11 protein-coding genes are annotated in these 13791 nt (G+C 41.3%); 7 read left to right on the forward strand and 4 right to left on the reverse strand.

Going from position 1 to position 13791, the window contains the following annotated elements; all coding sequences use genetic code 11:
• The first annotated feature begins 14 nt into the window (after positions 1-14).
• Entirely contained in the window at positions 15-485 is a 471-nt protein-coding gene (locus BP74_RS13625) for a cation transporter (protein ID WP_496374900.1), read from the forward strand.
• Positions 486-536: 51 nt separating this feature from the next.
• Here BP74_RS13625 and BP74_RS13630 read toward each other — a convergent pair whose 3' ends face one another.
• Positions 537-1328: a transporter gene (locus BP74_RS13630; protein ID WP_496374901.1), complete on the reverse strand. Its 792-nt coding sequence runs from the start codon at positions 1326-1328 to the stop codon at positions 537-539.
• Between the two features lie 57 nt (positions 1329-1385).
• The gene (locus BP74_RS13635) at positions 1386-2582 is read right to left on the reverse strand and encodes a hypothetical protein (protein WP_496374902.1); all 1197 of its coding nucleotides are present in this window, start codon (positions 2580-2582) and stop codon (positions 1386-1388) included.
• Between the two features lie 216 nt (positions 2583-2798).
• Between BP74_RS13635 and BP74_RS13640 the strand changes: the two genes are divergently transcribed.
• The 3 genes from BP74_RS13640 to BP74_RS13650 all read left to right on the forward strand — a co-directional run bounded on the left by BP74_RS13640 (position 2799) and on the right by BP74_RS13650 (position 6321).
• Positions 2799-4025, forward strand: a complete 1227-nt coding sequence (locus BP74_RS13640) for a TCR/Tet family MFS transporter (protein ID WP_496374903.1) — start codon at positions 2799-2801, stop codon at positions 4023-4025.
• A 192-nt stretch (positions 4026-4217) separates the two neighbouring features.
• Complete coding sequence (locus BP74_RS13645; RefSeq protein ID WP_496374904.1) at positions 4218-5831, forward strand: hypothetical protein; 1614 nt, start codon at positions 4218-4220, stop codon at positions 5829-5831.
• Positions 5818-6321 (forward strand): hypothetical protein, encoded by a 504-nt coding sequence (locus BP74_RS13650; RefSeq protein ID WP_496374905.1) that lies wholly within the window; start codon positions 5818-5820, stop codon positions 6319-6321. The genes BP74_RS13645 and BP74_RS13650 overlap by 14 nt, the downstream gene beginning before the upstream one ends.
• A 439-nt stretch (positions 6322-6760) precedes the next feature.
• Here BP74_RS13650 and BP74_RS13655 read toward each other — a convergent pair whose 3' ends face one another.
• Positions 6761-7792 carry an IS110 family RNA-guided transposase gene (locus tag BP74_RS13655; RefSeq protein WP_496374906.1) on the reverse strand — a complete coding sequence of 344 codons (1032 nt, stop codon included), beginning with the start codon at positions 7790-7792 and terminating at the stop codon, positions 6761-6763.
• A 507-nt stretch (positions 7793-8299) separates the two neighbouring features.
• Here BP74_RS13655 and BP74_RS13660 point away from each other — a divergent pair.
• The 3 genes from BP74_RS13660 to BP74_RS13670 all read left to right on the forward strand — a co-directional run bounded on the left by BP74_RS13660 (position 8300) and on the right by BP74_RS13670 (position 9784).
• Positions 8300-8827 carry a hypothetical protein gene (locus BP74_RS13660; RefSeq protein ID WP_496374907.1) on the forward strand — a complete coding sequence of 176 codons (528 nt, stop codon included), beginning with the start codon at positions 8300-8302 and terminating at the stop codon, positions 8825-8827.
• Positions 8828-8903: 76 nt separating this feature from the next.
• The gene (locus BP74_RS13665; RefSeq protein WP_496374908.1) at positions 8904-9251 is read left to right on the forward strand and encodes a hypothetical protein; all 348 of its coding nucleotides are present in this window, start codon (positions 8904-8906) and stop codon (positions 9249-9251) included.
• A 98-nt stretch (positions 9252-9349) separates the two neighbouring features.
• Entirely contained in the window at positions 9350-9784 is a 435-nt protein-coding gene (locus tag BP74_RS13670; protein ID WP_496374909.1) for a VOC family protein, read from the forward strand.
• Between the two features lie 218 nt (positions 9785-10002).
• On the opposite strand, the gene ppdK is transcribed toward BP74_RS13670, so the two are convergent.
• Positions 10003-12822 carry a pyruvate, phosphate dikinase gene (gene ppdK / locus BP74_RS13675; RefSeq protein ID WP_496374910.1) on the reverse strand — a complete coding sequence of 940 codons (2820 nt, stop codon included), beginning with the start codon at positions 12820-12822 and terminating at the stop codon, positions 10003-10005.
• Positions 12823-13791 lie beyond the last annotated feature (969 nt).

Consider the following 13791-nt stretch of genomic DNA (forward strand, 5'->3'; position numbering starts at 1 on the left):
CAAAATCAATCAAAATGAAAACGCATAAATTCCTATTACTTTCTTTCCTTTTCCTTTGTTTTTCTTTTATGGCTGTAGCCCAAACCAAATCAGAGAAATTTTCTGTTTCGGGTGAATGTGGCACTTGCAAAAAGAAAATTGAAAAAGCTGCAAAAGCTGCCGGTGCCAGCTATGCTATGTGGGACGTTGATTCCAAAGTGTTGACTGTAAAATATAACAGTTCATCTTCCAATACAGCTAAGATCCAGCAGGCTGTGGCTAAAGCCGGGTATGATACCCCAAACTTCAAAGCAACTGAGGAAGATTATAATAAACTTGATGGATGTTGCCAGTATGAAAGAACAGCTGCTACTGCTGCTACTTCTTGTTGTGATGATAAAAAATGCGAGGATGCCAAATGCATGAAAGATGGCAAGTGCGAAAAAGATATGAGCTGTTGCAAGGACAGCAGTTGCGACACAAAAGCTTGTTGTAAAAAATCCTGATAAATTTAAAAGCCCCGCAGTTGCGGGGTTTTTTATTTAATGGCTCAATATTCATTTCTTTTCTGATCGGCCAACAGGCAACCGGAAGGAAAAACCAATGGCGATATAGTTTTTAAGTGAAGTGTTTTTTGTTATCCCAAAGCCACCGGATATGTCCGCCTTAACATTATTTGAAAAATTGTACGCAATGCCTCCATCGGCGCTATGCTGCGGATGATTGTCCGCATTAAGAAAGCCAAATAATTCTATATAAGCATACCATTTTTCACCCAGGTTGAAACCTGGAGCCAGTGTATAAATATAACTGGGTGAGCCATCTTCTTCACCATCCCATTCCATACCGATATTATAACCCAATGAAACATTATCAGATAAACTGTTCTGCATGGTAAACCTGAAGTTGGGCCCCCATTTAGGTTGCCTGAACTCTTTATAAGCTGCTTTGGGAATGGAAGTATGGGCTATTAGGGAGGTTTTTGGTATCAAACCTTTTTCTTCCCAAAGAGCGATCTTGCCACCCACCTGTATCGGTTGCAAGCCGGTTACAGTGCGGTTGCCAAAAGGAATGATAAGGGGAGATTGCTCGGTTACATATTCTGTGATCAGCCGGAGTTCAATCCTGTTACTGATGCCATACTTATTCAGCATGGTAGGATGGATAAAGGTCTTGCTGCCATCCTTTTCATTCTCTATATTAAACCCGGTTTCAGATTGAAACCATCTTTTGGGAACCAGGTAGGGACTTTCTGTCTGGTCTGGCCGGTCCGTTTCTATCTTTTTGGTTAACTGTGCATGCGCAGCAGTGTAAAACAGTAAACATCCAACTAACAATATTTTTCTCATTGTCTGCAGCTATTTGATCTGGTTAACCAATAATATGGACCCACTTATAGTAACCTGTTACTTTTCAAACAGGCAAAAACTTCCGCCCACCCAATTCTTATCCTGGTTATACCTTACACCTACCATCTTGCCCTTGCTCAGTCGCGCCAGGTTACTGGCAGCAACGGGTCTATCAGCTCCAGGCTCCCAAAAGTAAAAAAGGCGGATCTCTGCTTTCGCGTTTTCACCGGGTGTTTCTATAACCGGGGCATAATTTACCTTTCGCTGAATGATCCAGTTTCCAGGGTCTTTGATGTTTTGAATATCTTGTTCTGTCACATCAATGATCACACCCTGTCCCGCAAAGGAGAACAGCGGCTTCACCACATAGTTTTCAAGGTCAACAGGCAGGTCTGAAAGCTTATCCAGGAACTGGGTATGTGGAACGTAGGGATGATCAATAAAGGGTAAGGTGTACTTACTTAGCCTGTAAAACCAGTTGGGATGCGGCACCCATGTTACATCAAGTTCTTCCTGGAATATTTTCCCTTTATCCTGTATTTCGGCAGACTGTTGAAAAAGGTCATCAAAGATCACCCGGTTATAGATTCGTTTGACAGGTGTTTTTTCACCATTGCGTAAATAAAATAATTGTCTTCCTTCTTTGATCAGCTCTGTAATGCACACCGTTTCTATTCCCAACAATTCTTTCGTTGCGTAAAAATCAACACGGGTTTTCTGTTGGTGCGGTAAGATCTCCAGCAGTATCACATTTTCCACCGGGGTATCTTCTATGATGATCTTTTGTAACAGGGCCAAATAACTTTCCCTGTCCAGTCCATTGAGATAGGGACTGAAATCCTTTGGCCATTCGAAATGTTTTTGGTGTGTGTCCGCAACAAATACCTGCCAGGCAAACAGGGAAGGGAAACCCTGCATTTCTATGAGTTGCGGTTCCAGTTCCCCTTGTTCATTATAACAAATACCAAAATCAAATGCGATGAATTGCGGGTGAGAATCCTCGTTAGGAACATACAGACTTGCAGGTATGGCATTTTCGCTTTGGTCCCGGTAAGAAGGCTTTGATATAATATCGATGATGCTTTCACAGGCTGAATGCATTTTTTGGGTAAATTCCTTTGGTATGAATACAGGGGTTTCAGCAATTCTGAATTCCAGGTGGCCGGGGTAGATATTTGAAAGATCTTCTATAAAGGCTTCATACTTTTCGTTGGTGAACCGTTCATTATACTCTTTTCTTAAACCCGGTATCATGTGGTTAATTTGCGATCAAGTTAAGCAATACTGTCCAATAGAAATGTATCGCTGACCTGGAACAATTTCTTTTAATGCAGGTAGGCCCGTCACATGACCAGGTGCTATAATTTACCGGTAAATACATTTTGTTACCGAATTTTAAGAGGTATAACCGGCCCGGCATTTTACCGTTAAAACAAAAAAGCCAACTTTGCACCTGTTTAAGCCAACTGTATGAACCAACCCCGTAAGGCCGCAATGAGTTTTATTTTTATAACGTTACTGATCGATGTAACGGGCCTTGGATTGATCATTCCCGTTTTGCCCAAGCTGATTGAACAACTTACAGGCGGCACCATCAGCCAGGCATCACAATGGGGTGGTTGGCTCACCTTCGCTTATGCCATCATGCAATTTGTTTGTGCCCCTATCATTGGTAACCTGAGTGATAAATATGGCCGCAGGCCTGTGTTGCTGCTGTCACTTATGGGATTTGGTATAGACTACCTTTTCCTTGCCTTTGCACCCACTATCTGGTGGCTCTTCCTGGGCCGCATCATTGCCGGGATAACTGGCGCCAGCTTTACTACAGCCTCTGCTTACATTGCAGATGTGAGCACCCCTGAAAACAGGGCGCAAAACTTTGGACTGTTAGGCGCCGCCTTTGGTTTGGGCTTTATCATCGGCCCTTCCATGGGTGGATTACTGGCGCATTATGGTATCCGTGTTCCATTTTTTGTAGCTGCCGGTTTCTCCCTGCTCAATGCCGCCTATGGTTATTTCGTTCTTCCTGAATCGCTTTCCAAAGAGAACCGGCGGGGCTTTGACTGGAAGCGGGCAAACCCTTTAGGTTCCTTATTGCATCTAAAAAAATATCCCTCGGTAATAGGACTGATATGGTCCATGGTATTGGTATATATCGCTGCACATGCGCTTCAAAGCACATGGACCTTTATTAACCTGGAGCGTTTTAACTGGTCGGAGCAAATGTTGGGTTTGTCACTGGGAGTGGTGGGTATCATGACCATGATTGTGCAGGGAGGATTGATTCGTTATATCAATCCAAAATTGGGTAATGAAAAAAGTGTGTACATAGGCCTTGCCATTTATTCCATTGGGATGCTGGCATTTGCTTTTGCCGATAAAAGCTGGATGATGTTTGTCTTTATGGTGCCCTATTGCCTGGGTGGCATTGCCGGACCGGCATTGCAGGCCATCCTGGCGGGGCATGTGCCTCCTACGGAACAGGGCGAGCTCCAGGGTGCCCTTACCAGTATGATCAGCGCAACATCTATTGTAGGACCCCTGGTGATGACCAACCTGTTTGCCTACTTTACTAAACCCGGCGCCCCCATACATTTTTCAGGTGCTCCATTTTTATTGGGCTCTATATTGTTGATGGGAAGTGCTATAGTTGCTTATAGTGTACTTAGAAAAGAAAAGGTAGTTGAGGTATCATAAGTTTTAAATCTTGAAGGATTAGTATTGTGGAAAGTTGTATTTGCGCTATAAAGGATAATCCGCGTTTATTATTCTATCTGACTCATTTACAAGAGATATCGCATATTGTCGTGGGTAAAAAAACAGCGTATATTAGCGCAAATACTAACTGTTGTACGTAACCTTCTTGACATCTACACAATTTGAACTTCCTTGAAAAAGAAACATCTGAAAAAACATCTCAGCCCTGAATATCAAGTTGACTTTCCATTATTATCAATCATTGCTTATGAGGTTTGGCCGAAGGACAAATTCAATACTCTTGAAACTACGGAAGATTGCAAACACTTTTATAATCTTGCTTATAACAGACTACATGAAGAGCTAATACAGACACTTAACAAATATCATCCTGCAGCTTGGGTAAGGGTAGCATATATTGAACTCGAAATATGGTCGTTAGTACTTTTTAATAATGAAACTAAAAGAAACGTTGGCAATGTAAAAGGACCAGAAATATTTGCACCAATCGGAAGGTACGGCTGGAGATACGTAATAGAGATTTCTTTAGAAAAATCAAAGAACACTTCTGTAAACCATTCGTCCAGACCCGACCGAAAAGAAGTTGCCAAAGTTTTTACTATATTGTTAGCCCTCAGTCATTGTTCAGAATATTCAAACTACTTACACTATTTCAAATCAAACCTTTCATCTGCGAGAGTAAAATTAAACCCTTATGTTTTCACAAAGGGGTTACAGTTTAACAGCAAAGAAACTGCATTCTACAAGGGCATAATAAATTACATGAAGGAAAAGCCAAATTGGGAAAAGTACAAAGACTTTGCTGTCGATAACGATGAAAGGTTAATGGGAATGATTAATGCTACGCTTGAAAAGTATTTTGGATTCAATTTAAAACAAGTTCGCACCCTTGCAGAAGTGTTTATAAGTAAAATAAGCCCTAGAATTGGAGCATCTATTTTAGTGACTACGTATGATGAAGCAATAAGCATATTTTCAAAGTTTTCGGAGTTTCCACCTCATCTTAGTAAATCAATTATAGATTTCATACTATTGGATAATCAGTCAGCGACGTATCATAATAGGGATTTTTTAAGCAGGAGTCAACAAGAAAGAATGCTTAATTTTTCAGGAGCTATTATTTACTTGGAAGAGCATTTAGAGACTATTTATGATCCTAGAGCTGCTAGGTTTGATTTTGTAATGGCTTCAAAAAAGCATATAATTCTGACAGGCACTCTTATTGCGGAGTGGTTAGACGTTTTTGTTTCAAGACTAGTATATGGCCAAAGACAGGATTTAAAAAATCTAAACATCGATATAAATCAGGCAATCTCCCATATCGAAGAATATTTTCACAAAAATCTTTTTGAAACAAAACTAAAACAGTTAATTACCAATAAAGGTTACTACTGTATTTCAATAGACAAGATTAATGGAACAACAATTCCTTGCGGAGAGATTGATATAATTGCATATCAGCCAACTAGTAATACCTTACTGGTTATCGAAGCCAAATATCATGCACCTGCTAAAGACGCAAGGTCTATGGGCAAGGTTATTAGTGACCATTTTAAACAGAAAAAGTATCATCAGAAGTTCCTTACTAAGATTAATTGGGTAAGTGGCAACTTAGATATTATAAAAGACATTTACAATAAGCAGTTTAATATTCAAACGGATTCGTCATGTAGAATAGAACCTTATTTTATTACTGGCAGCTCAAATGCTGTTAAGTTTCTTGTTGATAATTACAAAGTGTATACATTTTATGAATTTGATAAAGTGCTAGATGAAAAAAGGTAACCCCAACCCAAAGAAATATGGAATGATGATTTTGAGTATTTCCAGGAAGGAAATCGAAACCTTTGACCATATTGGCGTTCTAAACTATCTTGATGGAGTAAAAATGAAAGCCAGAAAGTATGAGGGTAAGTTCAATATTTTAGTTACGGGTTTCGATAATGACGAACGAGAATTACATGAAATTGAAGAAGTGAGGAGGTACTTTGACTTTTTAGACCGTTGTTTCCCCTATTGGTTTTATTTCCTTATAAAAACACTACCGCCAAAATATTCCCCAATTAACATGTTAATCAGCCTATTAGTTCCGATAGAAAGCGTTATCAGCAAAGACTCACAATTACAAACTATACAACTTAATATTCCAAGATTGCAACAGTTCATTAAAATACATTTCGATTTTTTAAATGAACTTACCGACGAATTGGGACTACCGGACTCAGAGAATTTAAGGATTTCCCAAGAGGTAATGAGCAATATATCTGTGATTTAACGGTCAATAGTCTAAATGACATTGAAAGGCTACGTACAACATTGCATCCTATGTAAAGAGATAGCTGGTTGGTCTCATGAAGTTACGTTGACTTTCAAGGGTTTTCCAAATATTCTGGTGTTGCTGGCTTTCGTTGCTGCACAGTAGTTTTCCTTGCAGCTGATAATACCTTTAATCCGTTTCCCGTTTGATTACTTTCTCTCTCAGCTGTTACTTATTTTATGATCTTACTACCTTTGTCTCAGCATCCTATAAGCAGTTCCCGCATACTATGGGACTGCAGGCATTTGTAAAAGAAAAGGAAGTGGCGCTGTATGCTTTGCGAAGCAATATACTTTTACGCATCTGCAACCGATGTTTTACAGTCGCCACTTTTGTAAAAACTTTTTCTCTCTGCATAGTATTAAGATCCTCAGGTAAATAAGATTATGCACCAGGTCTACGGCTTCAGTAGCTCATATGGTTCTCCTGTTTTGATCACATGATAGATCCTGCTTAAAGTCTTTGCAGCCAGCTTTATGATTAATTTTTTGTGATCACATCCTTTTCTCTCTTCGTAATAGACCATCAGGGAAGGATCCTGTTTGGCGGCCACCCAGGCTCCTTCCATAAGGTAGCTTCTAAGGAGGCGCTTGCTTCTGTAGGTAATGCCACGGCTGTAGGTTTTTTCTCCACTGCTATGCACGGAAGGCACCAGTCCAATATAGCTGCTCAGGTGGTCAATGTTTCTAAACCTCCTGATGTCACCTACTTCTGCCAGCATTCCAATGGCTGTCAAAGGACCAATGCCTGGAACGCTTCTGAGCAGGTAATAATCTTTTTTAAAGTGCTTGCGTGCATAGCTCCTTAATTCATTTCCTACATGCAGGTACTGTTTGCGAAGGAAAAGGTATTCTTCCAACCTGCTTTTCATGGCTTCGGTGGCAGTAGCATAAGACCATCTTTGTTTGTACACCCACTGGATCATGTCCTTACTCCAGTTGATGTTGTCATACTTTTCAGGCAATACAATTCCATAGTAGAGCAGCATCGACTTGATATGACATTTAATTCGCCTAAGGCTTTTGACCAGGTCATTACGCCTGCGAAAAAGGCTACGGAACTGCTCCTGCTTATGATTGGGGATGTAAATGCCTTTCAGTCTTCCTGCCTGAAGTTCCCGTGCCAGGTAAGCACTGTCTACCTTATCTGTTTTTGTGTTTACTTGTTTATTACCCCTTGCGATGTCACCTGGATTGACCACCAGCACTTCCCAACCTGCAGCTGTGAGTGAATGATAGATATGATAGCCACAGCAACAGCATTCATAGCAACACTGCACCTGGTGTTGTGGAAAATGTCTTGTTACGTAGCCAATCAGTAGATCAGCGTCTGCTTCGATAGTGAACCGTTTAAGTATGAGATGATCTTCCTGAATGGTTACTGCCCAAGTTTTTTTGTGGACGTCTAAACCAATAAAGAGTTGTTTCATAACTTACCTCCGAATTTTAAAAGGGTAAGCTACTCTTTTACATGAATGCTTTGCGATAGCATGGCTTTGCGATAGCATGGCTGGACGTCGAAACAATCGTCGACAAATCATTTCTAAGCTTTGGTTTAAGCAGACATTACGCCGTTGGTCATTAGTTCTTAACTTCAACATCAGTTTTTTAATTTAACTTTTGTACCAGGCTGACAATTCACTATTGCCATGCCATCGCAAATGCTTTTACGTTGTGTGTAACCTTATGAGAAAGCTGCTTCTAATTTTAAGTGTGACATTTTCTCCCCCGTTATCCTTAGTCTTCAAGGAAAACCTTAAATAAGAAACGAAAAGCTGTCCTTAGTTTGCAACTAAGGACAGTTTCTGAAATTTACGATAGATACAGGTTCGGCAGTTGTAATACTATTGACTAATACCTAAATTTAGGCTGACAAATCATTGATGAACTTCACTGCGTTAAGCCGGTAAACGTTTGTTGTAACAGATTCCTTAGATATGATAAAAGTAAAAGGTTGGATATTTCCTGAGATCAGAAGAGTGTATGAGTATAACCAATCTATTGAAGACATTAAGGCAGCTATAGAGGTTATTTTCTCTACATCAGGAGGGTTGCTGGAGGGATCTGACTTTTCTGGATACTACTCCTCAGAGCATAATTTTGTTATGGCTTCTGTAATTAGGGGGACACCTATTTTACCCTTCAATGTGACTACCTTATGGGGAAAGCTTTTGCAAATGGATACCAATACAACAAAGATCGAAGTCAAAATAAAGCCTCCTGGAAAGTTCCCTGTTATCTTATTTATATTTCTTCTGATAGCCACAATTGGCTTGGTTAAAGGCATATGGATTCATTCTTTTGGGAGCATGCTTGCACCAGTGCTAATGATGATTGGTACACCTTATTTTATTGCCGTGTCATCCAAAGTAAAGGGTGAGAGGATGGTTAGCAGATATGAACAAAACATAGATAAGATATTGCATATTGCCCCCGTTATCCGTAGTCTTCCAGAAAAACCTTAAATAAGAAACGAAACGCTTTACGAAGTTTGCAACTAAAGACAGTTTCTTTTAACTTGATGCCTCATGTCAGAAAAACATGACTGAGAAGATAATATCCAGAGATATTTTGCAATCAAAGCTGGATGCTTTGAAATCTACTAGAGAAAGAAATCAGTGGAAATATTACCACATTGAAAGTGTACAGAATTTTATTTTCCATCTTAATAATATCCCCTCTGAAAGAACTCAAAATAGAATGGCTGGCAAGATAAAGGCTTATTTATCCTTGCTGGAAGAAAGAACGGAAAAAGAACATGACATTCATGAATTAGCAAAGGAGTTGCTTTGGGGCATGGATTGCTTTTGGAATAGTTGCGGCAATGGGAACTGTTACGATTGTACGCACCCAGATGAAAATAAAAGAAAGGAAATACTACTGAAATAAGATTGCACGCAAGAGACCTTTTTACAATAGAAGCTTTTGAATAAAAGGCAAACTGAATACCATCATGCATCTCAGACTCAATCATAAATAACGATTGTATGAACAACCTGAATGTTAAGCTAGCCGTTCCATTTTTCATGGTAACCCATATGGATAACTCGCTCCATTTTTATGTTGAAAGACTGGGCTTTTCCATAAAAAATCAATGGGAGCCAGGAGGAAGGATTGAATGGTGCTGGCTTCAACTGGACAATGCCTCTGTCATGCTCCAGGAATATCGGCAAAGTCCACCTGCTGAAAAATTAGGTATAGGAGTAAGCGTTTATTTTATTTGTGATGATGCTTTGGCAATGTATAAACATATCATATCTAATGGACTTCTAATAGCTGAACCATTTGTCGGCAACAATATGTGGGTGGTCAGGCTTACAGATCCTGATGGATATAATATTTTCTTTGAAAGTCCTACAGATGTGCCGGAAGAAACCATGTATGCAAATTGGTTAAAAACATCAACTGCAAAAGGTAAGTAAACAGGTAAACGCTAATGTATCGGTTCTGAATAATAGAAACACACAGGAAGCCTCTTTCATGCTGTGTAGTAAAAGAGGCGTTCCCAATGTGTGTTCTTTTGCCGCTGGTTAATTGCCGGTTATAATGCAACCTGGGATCTTCCAACGGCGGTTCTCATTTTTGGCTGCGCCCGTGTGCTATCCTGTAGAGACAGGATAGCGACAGGGCAGCCGGGTCATTACAAAGCTTTATCAACGGCCTCGCCCAGTTTGGCATGAGCAGCTGCTAATCTTGCTACAGGCACCCTTGGACCAGAGCAGGATACATAATTCAAACCCAGTTCATGACAAAATTTAATGGAGTCTGGCTGTCCACCGTGTTCTCCGCAAATACCGATCTTCAAACCTGGCTTGGTCTTGCGGCCCCATTCTACTGCTATCTTCATCAGTTTGCCAACACCATTCCTGTCTATGATCTCAAATGGATTGTCATGTAGGATGTTTTTCTCTGCATAGAAAGGCAGGAATTTGTTTTCCGCATCTTCCCTTGAGAAAGAGAAGGCTGCCTGAGTCAGGTCATTGGTACCAAAGGAAAAGAAATCGGCTTCTTTAGCCAGTTCATCTGCTTCCATACATGCCCTTACCACCTCTATCATAGTTCCAAATTCAAACCTTGGCCTGATGCCATAGGATGCTTCAACGGTTTTGGCTACTTCATCCACATACACTTTCACCTGTTTCAGTTCTTCGGCTGTGCATACCTGTGGAACCATAATCTCCGGATGAACATCTATGCCTTCTTTCTGGCATTCTGCTGCTGCTTCCAGGATAGCCTGTATCTGCATCTTATAGATCTCCGGATAGGTAAGTCCCAATCTTACACCGCGGTGACCCAGCATTGGATTCACTTCGTGTAGTTCATGGGCTTTCTTCAATATGCTTTCTTTTTTGGAAATGGCCAGTTCTATCAGTTCAACACCCTTGCCATTAAAAGGAAGTACATTCTTCAGTTCCAGGTTTTCTGCATGCAGCAGGTGAAGGCTGCTAAACAAATTGCTTACACCACTGGCGGTCTCTTTTAAATGACGCAGGTGCTGCAATTCTTCTTTCAGTTCTTCTTCAGAAGGAAGGAATTCATGAATAGGAGGATCAAGCAAACGAATGGTTACCGGGTGAGGCGCCATCGTAGTCAATATTTCCTTGAAGTCCTGTTTCTGGATAGGTAATAATTGATTCAATGCTTCTTCTCTTTCATGATCCGTATTGGCAATGATCATTTCAACAACTATTGGCAAACGGTCACTTGCATTAAACATTCTTTCTGTGCGGCAAAGCCCGATACCAACGGCACCAAATTGAATGGCTTTGGCTGCTCCATCAGGTGTATCAGCATTGGCCATCACCTTTAGTGTAGAGGCTTCATCTGCCCATGTCAAAAGGGTCTTCAGTTCATTGCTGAATTCAGATTCAACCGTAGGGATAACTCCCTTGTAAACATAACCTGTTCCACCATCTATTGTAATAAAATCACCTTCATACAGGGTTTTATCACCAATAGTTGCCTGTCTTAGTTTGACATCAACTTTAATTCCTTCGGCACCGGCTACACATGGTTTACCCATGCCTCTTGCCACAACAGCAGCATGAGAGGTCTTGCCACCACGGCTTGTTAATATGCCCTGTGCGGCAAAGAATCCATGAATGTCCTCCGGTTTTGTTTCCTCACGAACCAGTATCACTTTCTGGCCTGTATGGCCCAGGAATTCGGCCCTGTCAGCATCAAATACGCATTGCCCTGAAGCTGCGCCCGGAGAGGCTGGCAGACCCTGTGCCAATGGCTCCTGGTCGTGTGCGCCCAGGCGTGGGTGCAACAGTTGCTCAATAGTAGAAGGTTTGATCCTGAATAAGGCTTCTTCTTTGGTCAATAAACCTTGCTGTACCATTTCAACAGAAGTACGTACCATGGCAGCTGCATTCATCTTACCGTTGCGGGTTTGCAGGCAGTAAAGAATACCCTTCTCTATGGTGAATTCAAAATCCTGTACTTCTTTGTAGTGGCTTTCCAGTTTGTCACGCAAATCTTCCAGTTGCCTGTGCAGGTCAGGCATTTCTTCTGCCAGCAGGTGTACAGCTTTTGGAGTGCGTATACCGGCTACTACATCTTCACCCTGGGCGTTTACCAGGTATTCGCCGAACATGACGTTTTCACCAGTGCCAGGGTCTCTGGTAAAGCCCACACCTGTGGCACTGTCATTACCCATATTGCCAAATACCATGGCCACAATATTCACTGCGGTACCATTAGCAAGATCAGGAGTGATGTTGAATTCACGGCGATAGTCAACAGCCCTTTTGCCTGTCCATGAGTTAAAGACAGCCTTAATGGCGATCTCCAGTTGTTCATAAACATTCTCAGGGAAAGGTTTCTGCGTGTAATCTTTCACTGCTTGCAGGAAGCGTTCACTGATCTCTTTCAGGTTATCTGCACTGAGTCCAATATCTATTTTTACACCTGCCTTATGTTTTACTTCTTCGAATATCTTATCAAATACTTCATCTGGTATGCCTAAGGCCACCTTTCCAAACAGTTGGATGAAACGGCGGTACGCATCATAGCCAAAGCGCTCGTTCCTTGTTTGCTGGATCAGGCCATGAAGCGTTTCTTTATTAAGGCCAAGGTTCAGGATGGTATCCATCATTCCAGGCATGGAAAGGGCTGATCCTGACCGTACTGATACCAGCAGGGGATCTTCGGGGTCACCGAATTTTTTGCCGGTTGATGCTTCCACTTCCTTCATGTGTTCCAACACCTGCTCCATAGTATCTGCAGGCAGTTGTTTGTTGCCTGACAAATAACTCATACAGGCTTCAGTGGAGATCACAAAGCCGGGAGGGACATTCAACCCGATCTGGGTCATTTCGCAAAGGTTGGCTCCTTTGCCACCTAATAATTGTTTGTTTTTACCATCTCCTTCATGAAAGGAGAATACATATTTCTGTTTCGTTTTGGGGGCTTCGACAATACTTTGTCTTGTTACTTCTTTGAATGTTGTTTCCATAAAAAAACTTTTAAAAGAACAATTCAAGGTAGGACAGCCAACAATCGGGGATAATGATGATGGTCAGACAAAACACCGCTATCCGTCAGTTTTTACATTCCAATAAATAATATATAATTAGGAGAGGTTGATACATTAATGGGTACACAAGGGATGAGTGTGGTTGTTGTCATGTAGCGCGTGTATTCGATCCTCTTGTTTCCTAGAAGGAAGTCTAATTTAAAAATTGGGGGTTAAAGGTTGGGAGTTAACCAGTTAATATGTTGGAGTTGATTATGTCTTCTTGTGTTCCATTGTAACACTTTGTCGGTAGCATATTGTGTGAAACCTTCCATAGCGTTCCATCGGAACGCCTTGTGGTATTATGGTTAATCAAACCTCTTGGTTCATTACAACCTGGTAGCAGCTTGGGAACTGTCTATTCCCGGGCTGGAGCATAGCTACCCCCTATCTACTCCCTACCTGCGGTATAGATACTGCGTGGTGATCACGCAGTATCTATACCTTAGCTATACTGCAGCCAGGACGTTGCTATACTGTAGATAGGGAGAAGGAGGGGAATATCAAACAGATGAACAAGGAATGTCGAATGATGAAGGGGGTTAGGTCGGTGAGGCATGGTTTATAGCGGTCTTGCTTAGGTGGAAGGAGGAATAATGCTCAATGAGCAATGCTCAATGTTCAATGTTAATGAGGGAAAAAGAAGTAAGGATCAATTGGTTAGAAAGGAAAACGGACAAAACCGGCCAATACGGTCAAAAGCGGTCAATACCGGTCAAATCGGTCAAAAACGGCCAAAACGGACATACGGGTTTTGAACTGAGAGGGATTTTTAAAAACTTGCAGCTATAAAATCTAATATCATATGGCAAGGCAAGTAGGATACATTACAGCAACAGGCACCGTGGATGGTGACATCAACTTTTATAAGGATGTGGAATGGGGATTTTTGGTAAGGATGCTTCCGGG

The sequence above is a fragment of the Flavisolibacter ginsengiterrae DSM 18136 genome (genome assembly GCF_059568575.1).

Excerpts from the sequence above, each read along its gene's own strand:
- BP74_RS13650 (WP_496374905.1), top strand. The coding sequence starts at position 5,818 with ATGAAAAAAGGTAACCCCAACCCAAAGAAATATGGAATGATGATTTTG.
- BP74_RS13655 (WP_496374906.1), bottom strand. The coding sequence starts at position 7,792 with ATGAAACAACTCTTTATTGGTTTAGACGTCCACAAAAAAACTTGGGCA.
- BP74_RS13670 (WP_496374909.1), top strand. The coding sequence starts at position 9,350 with ATGAACAACCTGAATGTTAAGCTAGCCGTTCCATTTTTCATGGTAACC.
- BP74_RS13660 (WP_496374907.1), top strand. The coding sequence starts at position 8,300 with ATGATAAAAGTAAAAGGTTGGATATTTCCTGAGATCAGAAGAGTGTAT.
- BP74_RS13665 (WP_496374908.1), top strand. The coding sequence starts at position 8,904 with ATGACTGAGAAGATAATATCCAGAGATATTTTGCAATCAAAGCTGGAT.
- BP74_RS13635 (WP_496374902.1), bottom strand. The coding sequence starts at position 2,582 with ATGATACCGGGTTTAAGAAAAGAGTATAATGAACGGTTCACCAACGAA.
- ppdK (WP_496374910.1), bottom strand. The coding sequence starts at position 12,822 with ATGGAAACAACATTCAAAGAAGTAACAAGACAAAGTATTGTCGAAGCC.
- BP74_RS13640 (WP_496374903.1), top strand. The coding sequence starts at position 2,799 with ATGAACCAACCCCGTAAGGCCGCAATGAGTTTTATTTTTATAACGTTA.
- BP74_RS13625 (WP_496374900.1), top strand. The coding sequence starts at position 15 with ATGAAAACGCATAAATTCCTATTACTTTCTTTCCTTTTCCTTTGTTTT.
- BP74_RS13630 (WP_496374901.1), bottom strand. The coding sequence starts at position 1,328 with ATGAGAAAAATATTGTTAGTTGGATGTTTACTGTTTTACACTGCTGCG.